Source organism: Janthinobacterium sp. UMAB-60, from assembly GCF_900095235.1.
Taxonomy (GTDB): domain Bacteria; phylum Pseudomonadota; class Gammaproteobacteria; order Burkholderiales; family Burkholderiaceae_D; genus Janthinobacterium.
On sequence record NZ_LT607483.1, the window covers coordinates 218,431 to 239,009 of the forward strand.

The 20,579-nt window shown below is 59.8% G+C and carries 13 protein-coding genes; 7 read left to right on the top strand and 6 right to left on the bottom strand.

What is annotated here, in order from left to right:
• The first annotated feature begins 77 nt into the window (after positions 1 to 77).
• The 6 genes from K0F86_RS04265 to K0F86_RS04290 all read left to right on the top strand — a co-directional run bounded on the left by K0F86_RS04265 (position 78) and on the right by K0F86_RS04290 (position 6,175).
• A complete protein-coding gene (locus tag K0F86_RS04265) occupies positions 78 to 764 on the top strand; it encodes a type VI secretion system Vgr family protein (RefSeq protein WP_219133107.1) in 687 nt (228 codons plus the stop codon).
• Positions 722 to 2,956 carry a DUF3274 domain-containing protein gene (locus K0F86_RS04270; RefSeq protein WP_219133108.1) on the top strand — a complete coding sequence of 745 codons (2,235 nt, stop codon included), beginning with the start codon at positions 722 to 724 and terminating at the stop codon, positions 2,954 to 2,956. Before K0F86_RS04265 ends, K0F86_RS04270 begins: the two co-directional genes overlap by 43 nt.
• An 85-nt stretch (positions 2,957 to 3,041) precedes the next feature.
• Entirely contained in the window at positions 3,042 to 4,673 is a 1,632-nt protein-coding gene (locus K0F86_RS04275; protein ID WP_219133110.1) for a DUF2875 family protein, read from the top strand.
• 13 nt (positions 4,674 to 4,686) lie between these two features.
• Positions 4,687 to 4,953, top strand: a complete 267-nt coding sequence (locus K0F86_RS04280) for a PAAR domain-containing protein (RefSeq protein ID WP_219133111.1) — start codon at positions 4,687 to 4,689, stop codon at positions 4,951 to 4,953.
• A gap of 85 nt (positions 4,954 to 5,038) precedes the next feature.
• Entirely contained in the window at positions 5,039 to 5,701 is a 663-nt protein-coding gene (locus K0F86_RS04285; protein ID WP_219133113.1) for a hypothetical protein, read from the top strand.
• 39 nt (positions 5,702 to 5,740) lie between these two features.
• The gene (locus K0F86_RS04290) at positions 5,741 to 6,175 is read left to right on the top strand and encodes a DUF695 domain-containing protein (RefSeq protein ID WP_219133114.1); all 435 of its coding nucleotides are present in this window, start codon (positions 5,741 to 5,743) and stop codon (positions 6,173 to 6,175) included.
• On the opposite strand, the gene bla is transcribed toward K0F86_RS04290, so the two are convergent.
• The gene (bla, locus tag K0F86_RS04295; RefSeq protein WP_374197264.1) at positions 6,176 to 7,069 is read right to left on the bottom strand and encodes a class A beta-lactamase; all 894 of its coding nucleotides are present in this window, start codon (positions 7,067 to 7,069) and stop codon (positions 6,176 to 6,178) included.
• Entirely contained in the window at positions 7,062 to 9,737 is a 2,676-nt protein-coding gene (locus K0F86_RS04300) for a PAS domain-containing hybrid sensor histidine kinase/response regulator (protein ID WP_219133116.1), read from the bottom strand. Before K0F86_RS04300 ends, bla begins: the two co-directional genes overlap by 8 nt.
• 530 nt (positions 9,738 to 10,267) lie before the next feature.
• Here K0F86_RS04300 and K0F86_RS04305 point away from each other — a divergent pair.
• Positions 10,268 to 12,493 carry a TonB-dependent receptor gene (locus K0F86_RS04305; protein ID WP_219133117.1) on the top strand — a complete coding sequence of 742 codons (2,226 nt, stop codon included), beginning with the start codon at positions 10,268 to 10,270 and terminating at the stop codon, positions 12,491 to 12,493.
• 76 nt (positions 12,494 to 12,569) lie between these two features.
• Here the strand turns inward: K0F86_RS04305 and gluQRS are convergent, their stop codons facing one another.
• The 4 genes from gluQRS to K0F86_RS04325 all read right to left on the bottom strand — a co-directional run bounded on the left by gluQRS (position 12,570) and on the right by K0F86_RS04325 (position 20,578).
• Positions 12,570 to 13,481: a tRNA glutamyl-Q(34) synthetase GluQRS gene (gene gluQRS / locus K0F86_RS04310; protein WP_219133118.1), complete on the bottom strand. Its 912-nt coding sequence runs from the start codon at positions 13,479 to 13,481 to the stop codon at positions 12,570 to 12,572.
• A gap of 212 nt (positions 13,482 to 13,693) precedes the next feature.
• A complete protein-coding gene (locus K0F86_RS04315; protein WP_219133120.1) occupies positions 13,694 to 14,323 on the bottom strand; it encodes a hypothetical protein in 630 nt (209 codons plus the stop codon).
• The gene (locus K0F86_RS04320; RefSeq protein WP_219133122.1) at positions 14,320 to 19,284 is read right to left on the bottom strand and encodes an RHS repeat-associated core domain-containing protein; all 4,965 of its coding nucleotides are present in this window, start codon (positions 19,282 to 19,284) and stop codon (positions 14,320 to 14,322) included. Before K0F86_RS04320 ends, K0F86_RS04315 begins: the two co-directional genes overlap by 4 nt.
• Positions 19,274 to 20,578, bottom strand: coding sequence for a DUF2169 domain-containing protein (locus K0F86_RS04325; RefSeq protein ID WP_219133123.1), 1,305 nt, complete (start codon positions 20,576 to 20,578; stop codon positions 19,274 to 19,276). Before K0F86_RS04325 ends, K0F86_RS04320 begins: the two co-directional genes overlap by 11 nt.
• Between the last annotated feature and the right edge of the window lies 1 nt (position 20,579).

The window sequence follows — 20,579 nt, forward strand, 5'->3', positions numbered from 1 at the left end:
CAAGTATTTCCTTGCCATCCCATGGCATTGTCGGTTCTCCAGCTTGATTAGATGCAAGTGTGAATGAGGAGAGCGCCATGGACGGTGATGCATCGATGTTGGGTGGCGAACGTCCCTTGCGCCTGCGCCTGGGCGTATCCCCAAAGGTGCCCGCTGGTGCGCTGATACCGCAGCGCATCGTCGGCAACGAGGCCATCTGTGGCGGGATTGAATACCGTGTGCTGTGCGTCTCGACGCATGCGGATTTGCCGCTGAGCAGTTTCATCGCCTTGCCGGCTGCAATCGACATCGTCACCGACCAGGGGCAGCTGCGCAGCATCTGCGGCCTAGTCACGCAAGCGAGCGCCGGCGACAGTGATGGCGCGCTGGCCAGTTACCAACTGGTGCTGACGGACGCCTTCGCCATCATGGAAAAACGCTGCAATACGCGCGTCTTCCGCCGCCTCACGGATATTGAGATCGTCAAGACCCTGCTCGATGAATGGATACGCAGCAATACGGTGATGGCGCATGCCTTCCAGTATGTGTTTGCCGATTTCTTCGAAGCGCAGACGTATCCGCAGCGCGAATTTGTCATGCAGCACAATGAGTCCGATGCGGCCTTCGTTCGGCGCCTGCTCAAGCGCAGCGGCGTCGCCTGGTTTTTTCGTGCCGAGGGCAATACGAATGCACATGCCGAGCCGGCGCATATCCGAAAGTACCGTACGTGGTGGGCGAGGAAGTGGCGCTCCTGCATTGCGAACGCACCGTCTGCAAGAAGGTGAAAGTACGCCGCAACCTGCCGGGCAATATCATCGTCATCCATGGCGTCAACGATGTGGGTGTCAGCTACAAGGCGGTGGAGCACGGTTTGTGCGAGGGCCTGACGCAAAGGCTGGGGCGCGGCTTTACGCCCGCGTCGTATCGCATGCCCGTGGCGGCGGACAAGGACAAGCTGGAAGACGACCCAGATGCCGTCTTTTTCAAGCGCACCATCACCAAGGATACCAACAGTCCGGTGATTCCATTTTACTGGGGCTACCGCGAAGTGGGAGAGAAATGCCGCACCATCAACGGCCAATTCGTCGACCGCTACGGCAACCGTCTCGACAAGGACCTGTCGAAGGAAGGCGGTCCCTTCGGCAACGCCACCAGCAGCCTGCCCGACATGTGGCGTCCAGGCATGTATGCGCCTGCGGATCCCATGGGCGATGCCTTGCGTCCGCTGAAAACGGCGCCTGGCCGCATGTACATGGTGCTGGCGGCCCAGCGCCTGGCAGCACTGATTTCCATGATCCGCGATTACGACGCGAATGATACGGTCAGCATCGTTGCGCACAGTCAGGGCTGCCTGCTGTCGCTGCTGGCGCAAGCCATGCTGATGGAGAAGGGGTTGGTGCCGGCCGATAATTTGATACTCACGCATCCGCCGTACAGCCTGGTGGACAGCCTGCCTCTGTTGATGCGAGGTGCTGCCTGGTTCGATGGCGGCGAGGATGCGGCGATGAAGCCCTATTACCATTTGCTCAGTGGTGCGCAGACCATGGGAGCGCGCCTGCAGACATTGGTGAATATCGTGGCTGGGGTGACGAAGGGTAATGGCCAGGCCTGCCAGCCGCCGTTTGCCGAACTGAAAAAGGATGAGCATCGCGGCATGGTCGGCAGCCGCTGGCAGAGTGCCGACGACCGCGACAACCGCCGCAAGGTTTATCTGTATTTCTGCCCTGAAGACATGACGGTGGCACTCGATAACATCCAGGGCATAGGGTGGGATGGCGTGCCCGATCATGCATCGGGAAGTGAATTGGTGGAAGAGGAAGAGACATCCAGTCTGGATGGGTACAGTGTCTCATCCGGGCACACCAAGATAGTGGAACATAAAAAGGTGCGGAGCGCGCTGGCGGAACTGGGTGGCAGATTTTATCAGCGGGTATTCAGCAACAAGACCCGGCTGGATCCGGCCACGGGAAAGACCACGGTGTCGTTGGTAGGCAAGCCGCCACCGTTTGACTTTCCGTTGCGCCTGTTGACGGAAACGGAGCAATCGCACGTGGAGGTTTCTCTGCGAAAACACCGCGCACAACATCAAGCGGTGGCCTGGCCTGTCAATACCCGGTTGAGCAAGATAGAGCAGCGCAATGGCATACGCACCATCACGGGCGAAGCATTGAAACAGCCGGTTGCCGCCGACTTGCGTGGCACGTCGCAAATCGATCCGGCGAATATCCCGGCAACGTCCATGATGAGAAATCGTCCTGTTGCCGATCAGGGACCTGCGGAAGATGTCGATCCTTGCGATGCATCAGTGGCACTTACCAGCGGAAGCGGCCTGCATGCAACCGCCGAGGATCGCCCGGATCCGGCCGGCTATCGCCGCTTTCCAGAGCGCGATGAAGCCATACGCGGGGCCGAATTGGCCTTGATGACGACTGCCTATAACAAGGAAAAGAAACTCGATGGCAAAGGGCCGCTCGATCAACGCAAGGTCATTGCCGCCACCCGCTACACGGAAGGGAATGTCTTGGCAACCATCCAGGAAAGTCCGAATGAGGCCCGCTTGCGCTGGCAACGCGAAGTCAGTGCCAAGTCCTTCCACAGTTCGATTATCGGAAGCGCCAAAAATCACAGCCAGGTAACTGCATATGACGTGGCGATTGGCAGCGGCAAGGCTAGTTCGGACCCGCAGTTTTATGCGTATTTATGTGCGGTGGCGGATTGGCGGGTGAAGATATCGTACGAAAGCGGAAAACGACGGCCAGGAATCCTTTTGTGGTCGGAGTTCCTTGATAATTTTCGTATGTATTTTGATGCGGAAAATAGTTGGAGAAAAAATGTAATCAAAGGGAACATATCTTATTACAACTCAGGTGTTTTACCCGCTGATCTACCGTTGCTGACAGGATCTTTGTGGAAAATCGTCATATCAGAGACCAAAAGCGGAAAAAGGACTTCTGACGTCAAGAAGTCGAAGACTTGAATGACTGTAGATTGCTATAGTTTTCTGCTCGCTCTGTGATTAACCGGGGAGCGATACCTTTCAATAGTTAGAGCAGGAGCTCATCATGACCATCGTTCGTTGGATTGGTATTCCATTGCTAGTACTGTTTCTTGTCCTATTTGTTCGGTGGATCAGTGTATCTGTACAAGCAAGTGAAAGAGAGTCGGCATCGAAAAAGAGATCTGCGCAGATGCAGAAAAAGAGTGTAGATGACACGACAGCACGGGATGAATATGTCTTGGAAGTAATAGGCATTGGTGTGACCTTTGATAGGTATCGGCAAGCCAAGCTTTGGGATGCCTTACAAAAAGGAAGTGCTTTTACTTCTATCCGAGAACAGGACAAGAGCAAGTACGCATGGAGCGCCTTGGATAAAAATGGGGTGAGTGGAGGGCGTGCATACGATGCGATGGAGAACGGAATCAACTTTACGCCTCTGTACTGGGGAGTGCCGTCATTTTATGCTGGCCCACCCATTCGTGATTCCAAGCAGCAACCTGAAGCTGGAGTACCGATGGCTGGATTGATTGCAGGCGCGGGAACCTCCGGCATGGCATGGCATTTGTTTTCAATCGCTCCCTGGAGCCTGGCTGAACATCCTGATAAATTGTTACTCAACGTTTTTGATTTTTTTGATACCCATCCTGACGTGCCGTACGTGGTTCTGATGGCCGATGATAGTGCGGGGACGAGAGATGGTATTCGCGCGAAAGGGGATACAAAGATGTTGCGAGATGGATACTACATCCCCGATATGCCAGATACCACCGTGGCATTTGTTCTGGCACGGCGTGAACGTATTGAATTCTTGCGATCATCAGTATGGGAAGATCCTGGAAATAAGTTCGTCCAAGAGCAATTCAGAGCGATGTATTATCAGTTGATGGAATCTCTGGCGAAACCAGATAAGGAACTAGGAGCGGATTTTCCTCCCATACCTCGTCAACCCACTGTCGCCGAATGGCTCTCCGCTGCCGCCGCTTTCGCCCAGCGGCCCGATATCCGTGGTGTCGGCTTGCATACGTTCGACAAGCTCAATCTCTGGGAAAATCGTCCCCCGCGTGACTGGAAGCCGACGCCGTGGTTTCCCATTCCGTGGAACCGGGAGCAGATGGAAACCTTTGACCGCCTGCCCTCGTTCGGTTTCGTGCATCGGCCCGTGTTCGTCAAGTTCACGGATGAGGACGGCAAGCCCGTCACGCGGCGCGATGCACGCCAGCATATTTTCAACGCGGGCTGGCGGCAGGCGCTGCAGACCTTGCCGGAAGCCGAGCGCGGCAAGGGGCCGGCGCGCATCGTGGCCGGCACGGGAAATCAGCCGGAACAGTTGCTGATGTTGGAAAGCCTGTTGCATGACTACGCGGCACAAGGCGGACCGGAAATCGACAGCGGCAAGAGCGCGCAGTTCATCAATACTGATTTTCGCCTGGGCAACACGGGCGCAGCCACGTGGTTCATGCAGATGGCCATCGGCGTGATGGGCAGCTATCGCGATGGTGGCGCCAGTGCCGCGATTAATTTACGCGACAGCAACGAGGCCAGCATCATTTTTATTACGCCACCATCGGATGCGAAACGCCGGCAGCAGGATGCCAATGGTGATATCTTCCGCAGCCGCATCACGCCAGCCGTCGATCCGGCCAACTACGCGGTGCCATCGGTGGAAGCCATCCTGGAAAGCTCGGCGGACAAGTAGAACGGGAGGCAGCATGCGCAAAGTCATCCGCTTGGGCGACGCCACGTCGCATGGCGGCAAGGTGCTCAGTTGTGCCGCCACGCACTTCACGGTCAATGGTATTGCTGTCGCCTGCGTCGGGGACTTGTGCAGCTGCCCCATCAAGGGACATCAGGGTTGCAAGATTGCCAGCGGCTCGTCCCGGCATAACATCAACGGCATTGCCATCGCCTTTGAAGGCGATACCACCACCTGCGGTGCCACGCTGCTCGCTGGTGGTGTCAACTTCCGCACGTCCTGACGTCCGCTCCTCCCTGTATTTCCTGGTAACTATATAATCTGCGCTTGGGCGATACCCGCCCCTGAACGTCGATTGAAGGAATGCCATGCCAGGATATTTCATGCGCTGTGTAGCGCTCTTTACCGTATCGGCCGTGTGCATCTCAGCCAGCGCCGCCGAGGTGGTGGCAGTGGATGCGCAGCAGCGCGCGTCCTTGCTGGAATTTTATGCGCAGCAATATCCGGACGAGCCGGCTGCGCGCACCGTGTTCGAGAGCGTGCCCGTGGTAGGCGGCCGTGGCAGCGAAGTGGTGGGCAGCGTGGAAACGTCGCCGTATCGTGGCCATGGTGCGCTGTGCCGCACGCAGCGCACCAAGTTCGTGCTGCACGGCGAGGGCAAGCAGGCGCGCTGGCAGGAGGCGGGCATGGAGTATTACGCCTGGCTCGACCGTGGCACCTGCCGCGCGGTGGCCGAACCCGTGCGCATGCTGCAACGGATACCGGATGTGGAACTGGAAGGCGTGTTGCTGTACCAGAAGCCGCTGCTGGAGCGGGCGCGATTATTGATGGCGGGTAACACGGCCTGCGCGCCGCTGCGGGCGCTGAAGTTTACGCTGGCGGCCGTCGACGTGGGCGCCGCCGCACCGCGCGCCGAAGAGCGTTATGCGCTCGTGTTCAAGAGCGACCGCGACAGCTACGCCCGCGTCTGGCTGCGCAAGAGCGGCGCCCAGTATGACGCCTGGAATGTGACTTGCCCGCCCGTACTGTAAGCTGCGCCTCCTCGATTTATTTTTTTGACTGTTGCAACCATGAACGAAAATTCCACTTCCGCCCGCAGCTGGGGCACTATCGTCACGCATAGCGACGAGATTGCCATCATCTACCGCTATGTCGACACCTTCCATGACGACTGGGACCTGTCGTCGCAGCCGGACCGCATCATCATCGCCTGGCGTTATGAAGATGAAACAGGCATGCCCGCGCCGAACGAGCGCGAGCACATGGAAGAGCTGGAAGCGGCGCTGGCGCCCGTGGTGGAAGAAGGCGGCTTCGCCACGCTGGCGCTGGTGTCGACCGGTGAAAACCTGCGCGAATGGATTTATTACACGCAGTCGGGCGAAGAGTTTTTCAATCGCCTGAACACGGCGCTGGCGCCGCGTCCAAAGTTCCCGATTGAAATCCGCAGCGCGGCCGATCCCGCCTGGTCGACGTATGCCGGCTTCATGGCCGCGTTACCGAAGTAATTACGCCAATGCGGCCGTCACGATGCGCGTGGCGGCCGTGATGATGTCCTGGTTGGTGTCGGCGTTTTTCTGTTCGCGCGTGTAGTACACGGCGATCACCAGCGGCGCGCCGCTTGCCGGGTAGGCCACGCCGATATCGTTGACGCTGCCATACGCGCCCGAGCCCGTTTTATCTGCCACCTGCCAGCCGGCCGGCACGCCGGCGCGGATGCGCTTGTCGCCCGTCGTGTTGCCGCGCATCCAGGCGTCCAGTTGCTGGCGCTGCGGCGCTGGCAAGCTATTGCCCAACAATAATTGCTGCAAGCTGTGCGCCATCGACGCAGGGCTGGCCGTGTCGCGCGCTTCGCCGGGAATGGCGCTATTGAGTTCTGTTTCCCAGCGTTCCAGCTGGAATACCGTATTGCCGATGCTGCGCGCAAACGCCGTCACGGCTTGCGGCCCGCCTAATATTGTCATTAGGAAATTGGCTGCGCTATTGTCGCTGTATTGCAAGGTGGCGGCGCACAGGTCGGCCACGCTCATGCCATCGGCCAGATGCTTTTCCGTCAGCGGCGAATAGGTGACCAGTTCCTTTTTCTCGTAGCGCACGTGCTGGTCCAGCAAGCCCGGCTGGCTGACGCTGCGGGCCAGTACGGCGCCAGCCAGCATGGCCTTGAAGGTGCTGGCCAGGGGGAAGCGTTCGTCGGCGCGGTAGGCCACGCGCAGCTCGCTGCCCTGGCGCCAGGCGGCAACGCCAAGGCGTCCGCCGGCGGCTTGTTCCAGCGCGGCCAGCTGCGTGTGGGCGGTGGCGAGGCTGGTGGCGGGTGCGGCAAACAGCAGCGGTGCCGGGCACAGCATGGCGGCGCCGCCGGCCAGCAGGAGGTGGCGGCGGACGTGGTTCAGGGATTCAGTCATGGTTTGTCGGTGTTGTTGGTGTGGAAAGAGTGGCCAGCAGTTCGCCGATGACGAGCAGGTTGGCCGGTTTGGTCAGATGGTGGTCGAAGCCGGCCGCGCTCGATTGGCTGCGGTCGTTTTCGGCGCCCCAGCCCGTCAATGCGACAAGCACGACGTTGGCGCCGGCCGGTATCCGGCGCAGCGCGCGCGCCACCTCGTAGCCGTTTATACCAGGCAAGCCGATGTCGAGGAAGATAACGTCTGGCAAGAATTGCGGCGCCACGGCCAGCGCCTGCGCGCCATCGTGGGCCACTTGCGTGGCATGGCCCATCATGTCGAGCACGGCGGCCAGGGTATCGGCCGCATCGACGTTGTCGTCGACCACCAGCACGCGGAAGCGGGGGCCGCTGGTGGCGCTGGCCGGCACGGTCGGGACGGCGGGAGCGGCTGGCTGCGCTGCCAGCAGGGGCAGGCGCACGCTGAAGGTGCTGCCCAGGCCGGCGCCAGGACTGGCCGCCGTGGCGCTGCCGCCATGCAGCTCGGCCAGGCGCCGCACCAGCGACAGGCCGATACCCAGCCCACCCTGCGCCCTGCCCATGTTTTGCCCCACCTGGGTAAACATGTCGAAGACGGTGGCGATCGATTCGGCGGGGATGCCCACGCCGCTGTCCCTGACCTCGATCAAGGCCTCGTTGCCATCGCGCAGGGCGCGCAAGCTGATATGGCCGCCCGCAGGCGTGTACTTGGCGGCATTGTTGAGCAAATTGCCCAGCACTTGCGCCAGCCGCGTGGGGTCGGCCTCGAGCGGCAGCGGGTCTTCAGCGAGTTGCATCTGGAACTGGTGGCGGCCCGCTTCGATCAGCGGCATGCTCGTTTCCACGGCGCTGGCGATGATGGTTTTCAAGTCCGCGCGTTCCAGCTTGAGTTCGATCTGCCCCCGCGTGATGCGGGCCACGTCCAGCAAATCATTGACCAGGTGCACCATCTGATTGACTTGCCGCTCCATCACGTCGCGCACTCTTGCCACGGTGGCGGGCTTGTCGGCGGCCAGGTGCATGATCTGCAAGCCGTTGCGGATGGGCGCGAGCGGGTTGCGCAATTCGTGCGCCAGGGTGGCCAGGAATTCCGTCTTGCGCCGGTCCATCTCGGACAGGTTGTCGGCCAGCTGGCGCAATTGCTGCTCCGAGCGCTTGCGCTCGCTGATGTCGCTGAACAGTATCGTCAGCAGGCGGCTGCCGGGGCCCCCCAGGCGCGCGGCGAAAACTTCGAACCAGCGCTCCATGGCGACGGCTTCGTTTTCATAGCGCACGGGCGCGCCCGTTTTGATGACCTGGTCGTACAGGTCGAACCAGTGCTGGTCGTGGTCGGGCACGAAGCTGCGGATGGTTTTGCCGATGGCATTGTCCAGACCCGACTGCTTGACGAAGGCGGCGTTGCCTTCCAGGTAGCGGAAGTCCACGGGGCGGCCTTGCTCGTCGTACAGCATTTCAATGACGCAAAAGCCCTGGTCCATCAGCTCGATCAGGGTGCGGTAGCGTTCCTCGCTGCGCCGTAGCGCATCTTCCACCTGTTTCTGGCGCGTGACGTCGAGCAGGACGCCGGGAAATTGCAAGGGCGTGCCATCGGGCGCGTATTCCGCGCGGCCCCGCGCGATGACCGAGCGGTACTGGCCATCGCCGGAACCGATGCGGTAGCTGGCCTCGAACGGCGTGTGCGCCTGCAGCGCCTGAGTAATCTGCGCGCTGACTTGCTCGCGCTCATCGGGATGGATGATGTCCAGGTAGCGCGCCAGCGGCGCCGCCGTGGGCGCACCGGCATTGACGGGGAACAGGCGCGCCATGTTGCTGTCGGCCGTGACCCGGTCGGCAACGATGTCCCAGTTCCAGGTGGCCACTTCACCGGCCTCCAGGGTCAGGCGCAGGGTTTCTTCGTTCTGCTTGCTGGCCGTCAAGTCGAGCGAGATGCCGGACAAGGCGATCACGTTGCCGGCGCCGTCGCTGGTGCAGGTGCCGCGCATGTGTGCCCAGTGCAGCGCGCCATCGGGCCAGCGCACGCGGATGTCGATCTCGAAATCGCTGGCGCTGGCGAGGGCTGCGTGCACCACCGTTTGCCAGTGCTGCAGCTCGCCGTCGAGCATGGCGCCCGTCAGCTGCGCGTAGTCGATGTGGCTGGCAGGCGGCAGGCCCAGATTGGCCTTGAACGCGTCGGAGCAGGTCATGCTGCCGCTGCCCAGGTCGATCTCCCACGTGCCCATGCGGCCGCCCTGCATGGCCAGGCGCAGCCGCTGTTCCGTCTGCCGTTGCTGTGTCACGTCGCAATGCGAACCCAGCCATTCAACGATGCTGCCATCGGGCGCCAGCACAGGCAGCATGCGCACGAGCATATTGCGGTAGGTGCCGCTGACGTGGCGCAGCCGGTATTCCGCTTCGAACACGCTCGTCAGATGTGACGGCATGACGTAAGGCAAGTTGCGGTCGTCCGGATGCAGCGCATTGAGCCAGCCGCGGCCCAGCAGTTCGGCTTCGGTCTGGCCCGTGAAGGCACGCCAGGAGGGCTGGTCGGCATCGAACTGGCCGAAGGTTTTCGTGCTCCAGACGATGTCGCAATGGACGCGCAGCAGTGAATGGGCGGCCTGGGCGGCAGCGATGGAGGACGGGACGGCGTTGCTGGGCTGGCTCGGTTCTGGCATGGAGGCGATCAACGATGGTGCAAGGGGGAGGCAGGGGGCCGCCGCCGCACTGGAGTGGGGCGGCCTTGCCACTCAATTCTGGCGATATTACAACTATTTTTATCCTCTGGGCTGTCTTGCAGGACGTCAATTCTGCTTTCTGCATGCCACGAGAAAAAGTCGCGCCATCCAGCCAGTCATTGTGGGAAATGGCAAGGCGAGGGCGCTGTTGTGGCTGAATAACCACTAGTCAGCCCTTTATGTTGATGAATGAATATTTTACATAACAATATTCTTGCAGCGCATAAGGCGCTTGAATTAAATTGGCGCCTTACTCAAAAGTTGGTGTTCATCAGACATCCCAGAGATGCGGCCGCCCCCGCTGTCCGCTTGGACGACAGCCAGGGCAGAGCCAGTGACGCCAGGAGTGGAGAAACATCCGCTCGCGCTGCTGCACCATGACGGTGCAGAGAACGCCAGCGCCGTACATAAGCCGGAGACAGGTTGGAAGACAGATTTCGCAATTCTTTTTTAAACTTCTGGGAAACAACATGATCAAGATGTCCAAGATGCACCAGCGTTTGTGCGCCAAAAGCGCCGCCATGCTGGCACTGTCCGCTGCCTTGCCTATCGGCTCGGCTTATGCTGATGAAGTCGCTGCTGATACGACCCCTGCCGCCAGCCAGCTGGAAACCGTGACCGTGACGGCGCAGCGCCGCAAGGAAAATATCCGCGACGTGCCCGTTTCCGTGTCGCTGCTGCGCGACGAGAAGCTCGACGTGCTGGTGTCCGGCGGACAAGACATTCGCGTGCTGGCCGGCAAAGTGCCTAGCCTGAACGTGGAATCGTCGAATGGCCGCACCTTCCCCCGCTTTTACATCCGCGGCTATGGCAATACCGACTTCAACATCTTTGCATCGCAGCCTGTTTCCCTGATTTACGACGATGTCGTGCAAGAAAATCCGATCCTCAAGGGCTATCCGATTTTCGACGTGGCTGGCGTGGAAGTGCTGCGCGGCCCGCAAGGCACCTTGTTCGGCCGCAACACCCCTGCCGGCGTGGTCAAGTTCGAATCCGTCAAGCCGAACCTGGACAAGGTTGAAGGCTATTACAACGTCTCCGCCGCCACGCACAACACGACCAATTTCGATGGCGCCGTCAACGTGCCACTGAGCAAAGAATGGGCCATGCGTGTCTCGACCCTGCGCCAGCATCGCGACGACTACGTCGACAACACGTTTACGGGCAAGAAAAATGCCCTGGACGGCTACAACGAACACGCGGAACGCGTGCAATTGATGTATGCGCCGAACGGTACGTTCAACGCTCTGTTCAATGTGCATCAGCGTAGCACCACGGGCAGCGCGCGCGTGTTCTTCGCCAACGCCATCAAGCTTGGCACGAATGACCTGGTCGACGGTTTCGATCCGACCAAATCCTACACCGATGCCCTGAACTTCCAGGAGCTGCGCACCAATGGCGCCAGCGCTCGCCTGAGCTGGGAACTCGACGGCGTCAAGCTGTACTCGATCACCGGTTTCGAACGCGTGGGCAAGTATGTGTCGCATGGCGACATCGACGGTGGCGCACCAGGCATGGTGCCAGCGATTCCATTCCCGGTGGAAACCGCTGGCGGCATCAGCAGCGTGAAACAGTACTCGCAAGAATTCCGCGCCGAATCGAAAAATGCCGGTCCGCTCAATTGGCAGGCTGGCGTGTACTACTTCAACGAAGATGCCAACGGCTATACGGATAACTTCGGCGGTAGCGACCATGCGCTCGTTTCGCACCTGGCCAGCCGCCAGAAAAACACGGCCTGGGCCACCTTCGGTTCCGTCAACTATGCCGTCAACGATGACTTCATGCTGCGTGCCGGCTTGCGCTACACCAAGGACAAGAAGGATTTCAACACGGTAGTAGCGAACAACGTCCCGCAAATCAACCCAACCAGCGCCGATGTCAGCAAAGCCAAGGTCAACTGGGATCTGAGCGGTACCTACAAGTACAACAAGGACGTGAACTTCTACGGCCGTATCGCCACCGGTTTCCGCGCGCCAAGTATCGCGCCAGCCAGCAAGGATGTGTCTGTGACCGTGGCCGACGCGGAAACGATCACCTCGTTCGAAGCGGGCATCAAGGCCGACCTGTTCGAGCGCCGCGCCCGGGTTGCTTTCAGCCTGTACAACTACCAGGTGAAAAACCAGCAATTGACGGTCGTTGGTGGCACCTCGAACGTGACGCGTTTGATCAATGCAGCCAAGACGAATGGCCGCGGTGCGGAACTGGAACTGGAAGGTTTTGTCACGCCTAGCCTGAAGATGTCCCTGGGCGGCAGCTACAACTTCACGGAAATCAAGGATCCATCCCTGTCGGTGGCCACATGCCGCAGCTGCACCGTGACCGATCCGAAAAACGCCGCCGGCTTCGCCATCATCAATGGCAATCCATTGCCGCAAGCGCCGAAGTGGACGGTCACGGCCACGGGCCGTTATTCGATCCCGATGGAAAACGGTGAATTCTTCGTCTTCACGGACTGGGCTTACCGCAGCAAGATCAACTTCTTCCTGTACGAGTCCACTGAGTTCACCGGCAAGCCGATGGTCGAAGGTGGCTTGCGCGTGGGCTACACCTGGGATGCTGGCAAGTATGAAGTGGCCGCGTTTGGCCGCAACATCACCGATACCCAGCGTATCACGGGCGCCATCGACTTCAACAACCGCACGGGCTTCATCAATGAGCCGCGTCAGTTTGGGGTGCAGTTCAAGGGCAACTTCTAATTGCCTGATACCAGGCGCCGGCCCTTGCGGCCAGCGCCTGCTTCAACCCGCCCGGTTTGCGCCGCGGCGGGTTTTTTTATGTGCGCTCGGGAAGGCGCGCCAGCCGCTGCGCCCAGGCGGGAATGGCTTGCCGCCAGAAGTCTTCCACGTCGTCGGCGCGCACGTCGAGACTGAGGAAGCGGGCGGCCGGCAGCAGCGCCGACGCCAGCAGTTCGCCGGCATGCGTGCCCGTATCGAAGGCCAGGGCACCCGTCTGCTTCGACAGTTTCTCGCCGCTGGCATTGTTGACGACAGGCACGTGCAGAAAGCCCGGATGCGGCAAGCCCAGCACATCCTGCAGATACAGCTGGCGCGGCGTCGAATCGAGCAAATCCGCGCCGCGCACCACCTGCGTGATGCCCTGCACGCCATCGTCAACCACCACGGCCAGTTGGTACGCCCAAAAGCCGTCGCCGCGCAGCACGATGAAGTCGCCCACTTCGCCAGCCAGGTCCTGCCGCTGCGAACCATGCCAGCGGTCGGCAAAGTCATATACGGCTTGCGGCCCCTCTGGCACGCGCAACCGCAAGGCCCGCGCCGCCTTGCCCGGCGCCAGGCCGTGGCGGCAAGTGCCTGGATACACGGCGGCGGTGCCCTTGGGTGCACTCGCCTGCAGCACCGAATCCTGAATCTCCTTGCGCGAACAGCCGCACGCATACACGAGCCCATCGTCCTGCAAGCGCGTCAGCGCCGCCTGGTACAGCGGCAGCCTGCGGCTCTGCCACGTCGCCTCGCCATCCCACGTCATGCCGCAGCGCTGCAGGGTAGCCAGGATCGCCATATCGGCGCCCTCGACATTGCGGTCATAGTCCAGGTCCTCGATGCGCAACAGCCACGTGCCGCGATGCACCTTCGCATCGAGATAGCTGGCCATGGCGGCTACGAGCGAGCCCGTGTGCAGGGGACCGGAGGGAGAGGGGGCGAAGCGGCCGATGTAGGGGGAGGGCATACGGAGAACTGTTGATTCTGTATAGTTGTGGCGCGATTTATGGATGACTTGTTATTGGCTGCAATGCAGGCAGTGGCAAGTATCGTTCAGAGTATATGTCAAGTCAAATGCATTGCTAATTTTTACTATCTAAATGAGTTATTTATTAATATTTATGGGGGCGGATAATACTTTGTATTGATCGCGGTTTTTTTTTGATGGGCATCGTGGAGTTATTTTTTTGAAATGGCGGTTTCCATGACGGAAATTACATGTTTTATCCCGTTGGTTATGGCTGAGTTGTTGTTGATGTATTTATCCTTTATTTTCTTTAGTATTTCAATATTCGCAATTTTTTCTATGTCCATGTCAATTGCATTCGCTACATTGTGATCAATGTTCGTTTCATCTAGAATTTTTATTATTATTTCTATCATCTTTTCAATTTGTTTTTTGTGTAAATAAAATTCGGCAACTAATAGTCGAATTTCGCCTGATTTATTTTCAAGTAATTCATTTTCAATGCTTTTGATGTCATTATTTTCTGATTTAAATAGTGCGTAACATATCGCGTAATTTAAACTATGCGAAACGGTTGAATATTCTTCGAAGTTTTTTATGGACTGTATTTCTTTCTTGGCTAATTTCAGTAATTCGCTATTTTTATCTCCTTTTAATGCGATTAGCCAGAGTATTTCTTTTTTTCTTGCGCTTGTGTTTTTCTGATTGATTTGTTTAAATATTTCATTTAAGTGTTCATCTTTTAATGTTTTCTCGTTGGATGATCTTGATAGATCCTCCAATTCAATTATCCCACCTTTTTTTATGATGTCTAATATTTCTGAATTTATTGATTTTTTCATTTTCCCAATATTCCATTTTTAATTTCAATGTGCATAGCTTTGTAGTCACCGGCTGCGGCTGGTTTTCCAGTGTCATCACATAACTTTGCTCCAGAGATTTTTGGCGGGGCATAATTTCCGTTGGTTACGCTAGATGTTGGAACAATTTCCTTGTGGGCATGTGGTACTTCATCTGCATTTCCTAGTGGTATAGCGCGTTTTTCAGCTGGGTCAATGCGCACTGCTGCTGTATTTCCATCTGGTAGGTTCTTTGTCCAGACTTGCCCTCGTTTATTGGATCCTGAAGGGTTAGTTCTGGAACCCACCATGGTGTAACCTCTTCTCCGTAAAATTTTTCTTATATCACTTGGAAGCATATTATTCAATGCTGGTAAGTTTTTTATTTCGTCTACGGCGCTGGAAATGATGACTCTGCATTTTGCCAGTCCTAATGGGTCGCTCCACTGAATAGGATTTGTTGCATATGCGTAGCCATTCAGTCCGCCTAGAATGCCGATAGGATCTTGACTAAGATAGCGTCCGCAATCAGGCTCATAGTACCGATACCGGTTATAAAACAGCCCAGTCTCTTGATCCTCATACTGCCCCTGAAAGCGCAGCGGCTGTTCGATTTCTCCCTCTGCGTGCAGCAAACGCCCCCAAGCCTTGTAGCGCCCGCTCCAGACCACGTTCCCTTGCGCATCCGTCAACTCGCGCGGCGTGCCCAGGTGGTCGCAATGGTAGTGGGTGATGCGGTCGCGTTCTGCCGCGTCATCGGCTGCTGTCTGGATACCTTGCCATGCCGAGACATGCAGCGCTTCGGTGTCCGCTTGTTCTTGCTCAATCGCGGCCTGCAGTTCGGCGTCGTGCCGGGTTGCAGGCAAATCCCATTGCGCGACGCGCGGCAGGTGGACCGCGCTGGTCTGGCGGCAGGCCGGCGAAGCGATACTGGCCAGCGGCACGAAGCTGTCCGGCTCGTACAGGTATGTGACCGTTTCTTCCTGCCCAAGTTCCTGTGCCAGCGTGTCGCCATCCCAGACGAAGAAGGTGGTGGCGGCGCTCGTGCATGCTGGCTGGTCAGTGGCGATGGCCTGCCAATTGCTCCAGCGTGCTTCTTCTACCCGCTTGGCGATGCGGCGGCTGAAGGCGTCATAAAAGTAGTGGGCGCGGTGGCGTGATTGGCGTTCCGTCCTGGTGGCGTGGCTGAGGCGGTTTTCGGCGTCATATTGCAGTTCCAGGTCGCTCCAGGTCGACTCCCTGCCCGGCGGATGGAAGCGCTTGCTAGTGGCGTTGCCTTGTTCGTCGTAATCGTATTCGGTATCGCCGTAGTTGTTCAGGATGTTGCCGGGCGCGGGAGCCTTGTCGAGCAGATTGCCTGCCGGATCGAAGGCGAAGTGTTCGGCCAGACCCGGTTGCACGGCGGCCAGCAACTGGCCGACGGGGTCGTAGGTATAGCTGAGTTTGCCAAGCGGGCCGGCAGTGGTGGCGCCTGTTTGAAAAATGGTGCTCAGGTTGCCCTGCGCATCGTAGTCGAAGCGGCGTTCGCGCACGGGGGCGGGCGCATCGGCGCCGCGCGCCAGGGTCATTTGCGTGAGCCGCGATTGCGGATCGTACTGGCGCGTGGCCAGTAAACCGCTGCTGCCGAGCTGCCGCTGCTTTTCCCGGTGCAGCTTGTCGCGCTCGACATCGACCACGGTCTGGCCTTGCCACAGCACGCCATGCCAGTGGCCGGAACCGTAACGCAAGGTGTCGATGCGGCGTCCGTTCGGCAAGACCGTCTGGATGCGGTTGCCCAGCTCGTCATAAGAGTGCGTCATGACAAAGCTGGCGTCTGGCGCGCGCGGGGCATTCGGCAACCTGGCCATCTCGGGCAGCGTTTGCAAAAAGCAGGCGCTGCGCTCTTCGATCAGCTGGCCCAGCGCATCGTGGACAAAGCGCTGTTCTGCCTGCGGCGCGGAAACGGCTGTCAACCGCCCCAGCGCATCGTAGGCGTAGCGCACCACGCCGTCCGCCGTGGTCTTGACGGATAACAAACCGAGCGTGTCGCGCAACAGCTGCGTGCGCTGGCTGCCGCAATCGGTGGCGGTGAGGTTGCCGGACTGGTCGTAGCTGTATTGCGTGCGCTTGCCGTCGAAGCCCGTTTCCGACGTCAGCCAGCCTTCCGCGTGATACGCGAGCTGGTAGCTTTCGCCCTTGGCGTTGATCAATTCCGTCAGTTGCAGTGCGGTATCGTAGCGGTACTGCACCGTCTGGCCGACGGCGTCCGTGCGCTCCACCGGCAAGCCCTGGCCGTTGTAGCGGTAGCGCGTCTGCTGGCCGGCGCCATCCACGTGCAAGACCAGATTGCCGTCTGCATCGTAGGCGTAGTGTTCCCGTGTTTTGTCTGGTGCGATGAGCCCGGTCAGGCGGCCGAGGCCATCGTACTCATAGCTGCTGACGTGGCCCATGGCATCGCGTGCAGCCGTCAATCTTCCCTGCTTGTCGTAGCTGTATTCGCTGCTGTGGCCGGAACAGTCCGTGTAGCTGATAGGCAAGCCCTGGCGGTTGTACTGGAAATGCTTGCTGCCGCCCCTGGCGTCGATCAGTTCCACCAGCTGGCCGCGCTGGTCGTAGCGGTAGCGCGTGACGTGGCCCAGCGCATCCGTGATGCTGACGGGACGGCCTGCCGCATCGTATTCGCGGCGTGCGGTGTTGCCCAGCGCATCGGTGAAGGCGACGGGCTGGTTCTGGCCATCGTATGCGACGCTGCTGCTGTGCCCCTTGGCATCGGTGCTGCGGGTCAGGTTGCCGGCTGCATCGTAGGCATAGCGCGTGGCGGCGCCGTTGGCGTCGATATCGGCCAGCAGCATGCCATCGCGGTCCCATTCGCGCCGGCCCAGCGAGGCGGTTTTGCCATCGATGACGCGGCGCACTTCGGTGACCAGCCAGTTGGCGTCGAATGTGAATTCGAGGACGCCGCCGTTATCCGCGACGCGGCTGGTGTCGTTGTCCACGTAATCGATGCGCGTGTGCTCGCTGCCATCTTGGGCGCGCGTGATGATGGCGCGCGCCTGGTAACTGTTGGCCAAGCTGATGGGATGGCGCTGCGCCAGCTCCGGTTCGCTCAAGGGGGAGCCGCTCCAGCGGGCGCGCAGCGCGTCCAGGCTGATCCATTCCAACTCGTAACTAAAACCCGTGTAGCTGCTGCACGATGTGAGCAGGTGGTGACGATAGCTGTAGCGGCGCGTGTCGCCCAGCGCATTCGACTGGCTGACCAGGTTGTGGCGGGGCGCGAAGAGCGGTTGTGCATCCTCCGTTTCGCTGGCATAGGCGTAGCGGACATGGCAGAGTCGGCTGCCGTCGGGTAATACCTCGTCGATTCTCCCGATGTGGATGGCCTTTTCCGTCTCCCCGCGCATGGCTTCGAGCACGCTGCCATCATCGCTGCGCAGGCGCAGCAGCACTTCGCCCGGTTTGGCATCGATGGAGCGGTCGATGCTGATGCCGCGTCCATCGCGCCCCTCGCTGCGCGCGAGTGCAAAGCGTCGCGTGGCGACGGGCGCGGACGGGGCCAGCATGGCGTTGACGCCGTCGTAGCCGTGCGGCAGCCAGCCGTCTTCAGCGCGCGCGTAGCGGTCGACGCTGCCGTCGCGCCACAGCACGGTAAAAGTGTCGGCGCCGTCGCGCGTCAGCGTAAAACCTTCCTTGCGGCTGTCGTGTTGCTGGCCTTGTTCCAGGCCAGGCAGGCGCAGGGCGCGGCCGCTATCGTCGTGCAACACGATGCCCGCATCGCACAGCGACAGGCTGGTGGTGTAGGGCGTGGACCAGCGCGCGCCCAGCAAGCCCCAGTCTTCGCATTCGGCGCCGGAGCGGTAGCAGCGCGTCCAGGCGATGGGAATGCTGCGCTCGAGCGCGAAATCCGTCTGGTACAGGATTTCCTGGCCCGTGCCGAAATGCACGGGCTTGCGGCCCTTGATGGGTTTCTTGGCCGGGCCGCTATCTTTCGGGCAGCAGTCGGACGGCGGCTCCGATTTCGGTTCCTTCTTGCCGCGGCTCTTGCCGTCGTCACCGCCGTTTTTCGGAGGAGGTTTGTCGAGTTTGGGCGGTTCCTTGATATTCTTTTTTGCCGGCAGCTTGTCTGTCAGTTTTTTTATGTATGGCGCCAGTTTTTTCCCCAGTATTGAATTCAGTACTTTGCCAAAGGGAATTTTATTGAGTGCCAGTGCATCAACCAAGGGATACGCGACGTCGCGAATGACGCTACTTCCGAGTTCTCCCAAGCTTGGGAGATGGCCAGTGATCACATAGTCTGCAGTGTGATCCATGGCTGTTGCAGTGATATTGACTACACTGCCAACTGCCATGGCAAGGTTTCCACTGCCTACGGCGACGGGGGCTGCACGAATTGTGACAGGGGCAATTTGAGGCGCCACGACCGTTGCAGCAACCATTGCTCCGCCGCTCATCACAAGGTTGCCGCCAGTATTTACCAGGGCATCACTCTCTTGATGTAATTGCTCTGATATTTGATCCTGATAAATCTTTGCCGCAGGTTTGAGTTCCTCTCGCGCCCGCTCAACTGCCAAGGAAATCGAGTTGAGTGTCGGCTTCGCCGCCTCCGCGCCCCGTTCATAAATCTTGCCCACGGTATTGCGCGAATTCATCCATACTTCGCGCCCCATCTGCACCAGGCTGGCGCCGTTGGCGCGGTGGATGGGGCTGGCGACCTTGGTGTCGACCTGCTTGCCGACGGTGCCGCTCTTGACGCCGCCCGCCTTGCCGGCCGCGTCGCCCTTGACGGTGGGAATGGTGCTGCGCTGGTGCAGGATGACGGGCTCGCTGTGCGACTTGACGTTGGGCGAGGCGTTCTGTGCTTCCGAGAATTCACCGATGATGCTGTAGGGAATAGGCGGCGTGCTGGAGCCGACGGGCGTCTTGCAAATGTCGGGGCTGAGGCTGACGCAATAGAAGCGCGAGGCTTTGGTGACGGTTTCATTCGTCATTGTTTTGACCTTGCCCGGCCGCCTTGCCCAGTGCTTCCTGGGCCTGTTCCAGCAGTGCTATGCGTGCGATCTGCGCCGGCTCCATTACGTGCAGCAAGCGCGACGCGACCTGGCCCGCGTCGGCCGGCACGATGGCGCGCCACACCAGTTCCACGCTGGCCGCTTCGGGGTCGATCAGCACCGTATCGATGGCCAGTCGCCAGACGAGCAACTGGTCGTTCTTGTCCGCCAGCAGCAGGCACAGCACCTGTTGCGGCAGGGCGAAACGCAGCACCGTGTTGCCGAGCGGGTCGATGCGGGCCGAGCGATGGTCGTGGCGGCACAGGTTGGTCAGCGTAAATTGCTCCCGTCCCGCCAGGTGCGGACATTGCTGGTCCGGGGGCGTGCTGTTCCAGTAGGCGAAATCGAAATCTTCCGGCAGGGCGGGGACTTCATCGGCATCCCATTTGTCCTTGACGACGATGTGGCCGGCCAGCGCGCGGCGCGGCAGCCAGCCACGGCCGATAACGGCCAGCCCCGCCGGCGCGGGCAATGCCTTGCCGCCCGCGCCTTGCCAGAACTGGGCGGCCGTGCATGGCAGAGATGCATCCGTGATACGCGGTGCGGGCACCTCATTGATCTGTTTCGCATCGAGGTACCAGTGCCGCGCAAAACCCCGTCCCAGCGGATTGGCCTGGCAAGAATCGTGCTTCGCCGCGTTGCAGTCGTCGGCCTCTATGCGGCACTGCCCGCCATACGCGTAGGCATAGTGCAGCGGCAATTGCAAGAGCGCTTCTGGCGCCGACAAGTGCCACGGGTTCGGCCGCAGCAAGCCCGCCGTGGCAATGCGGGCGCAGCCTTGCGCCAGGCGCGTGAGGATGGCTTTCTTGCGGAAGGCGCGCTCGCCACACACTTGCAAGGTCTTGTCGATCAGGGTCTTCTTTTCTGACCGCACCTTCAGGTTGACGAGAAATTGTGGCATCGCCTGCCCGCGCGGCGCGTGCGCCACGCCATTGACGATCACGTCGCAGCGCGGTTTATAGGGCGCGAAGTCGCTTTCCTGCACCGTGCCCGCCTGCGTGTCGTCGTGCAGGTGCCGGTCTTCCGTGGCCAGCGGCGACTGGCGCGCCATGGGCAGCAGGCTGGCCACGCCGTCCGTGCCGCAGGGGCCGAAGGTGTAGCCCATGCGCGCTACCACCACATGAAAGGCCTCGCCAAACTGGTCGACCATGTCGAACTGGCTGGCCGCGTGCGGCGTGCGGTTGTCGAAGAGCAGGTTGGGGATATTGAAATGGGCTGTGCCGGCGTCGTTCATC

What these genes read in the sequence shown, in the direction of transcription:
- K0F86_RS04315 (WP_219133120.1), bottom strand. Translation starts at nt 14,323, where the DNA reads ATGAAAAAATCAATAAATTCAGAAATATTAGACATCATAAAAAAAGGT.
- K0F86_RS04305 (WP_219133117.1), top strand. Translation starts at nt 10,268, where the DNA reads ATGATCAAGATGTCCAAGATGCACCAGCGTTTGTGCGCCAAAAGCGCC.
- K0F86_RS04265 (WP_219133107.1), top strand. Translation starts at nt 78, where the DNA reads ATGGACGGTGATGCATCGATGTTGGGTGGCGAACGTCCCTTGCGCCTG.
- gluQRS (WP_219133118.1), bottom strand. Translation starts at nt 13,481, where the DNA reads ATGCCCTCCCCCTACATCGGCCGCTTCGCCCCCTCTCCCTCCGGTCCC.
- K0F86_RS04275 (WP_219133110.1), top strand. Translation starts at nt 3,042, where the DNA reads ATGACCATCGTTCGTTGGATTGGTATTCCATTGCTAGTACTGTTTCTT.
- bla (WP_374197264.1), bottom strand. Translation starts at nt 7,069, where the DNA reads ATGACTGAATCCCTGAACCACGTCCGCCGCCACCTCCTGCTGGCCGGC.
- K0F86_RS04325 (WP_219133123.1), bottom strand. Translation starts at nt 20,578, where the DNA reads ATGAACGACGCCGGCACAGCCCATTTCAATATCCCCAACCTGCTCTTC.
- K0F86_RS04285 (WP_219133113.1), top strand. Translation starts at nt 5,039, where the DNA reads ATGCCAGGATATTTCATGCGCTGTGTAGCGCTCTTTACCGTATCGGCC.
- K0F86_RS04320 (WP_219133122.1), bottom strand. Translation starts at nt 19,284, where the DNA reads ATGACGAATGAAACCGTCACCAAAGCCTCGCGCTTCTATTGCGTCAGC.
- K0F86_RS04290 (WP_219133114.1), top strand. Translation starts at nt 5,741, where the DNA reads ATGAACGAAAATTCCACTTCCGCCCGCAGCTGGGGCACTATCGTCACG.
- K0F86_RS04280 (WP_219133111.1), top strand. Translation starts at nt 4,687, where the DNA reads ATGCGCAAAGTCATCCGCTTGGGCGACGCCACGTCGCATGGCGGCAAG.
- K0F86_RS04300 (WP_219133116.1), bottom strand. Translation starts at nt 9,737, where the DNA reads ATGCCAGAACCGAGCCAGCCCAGCAACGCCGTCCCGTCCTCCATCGCT.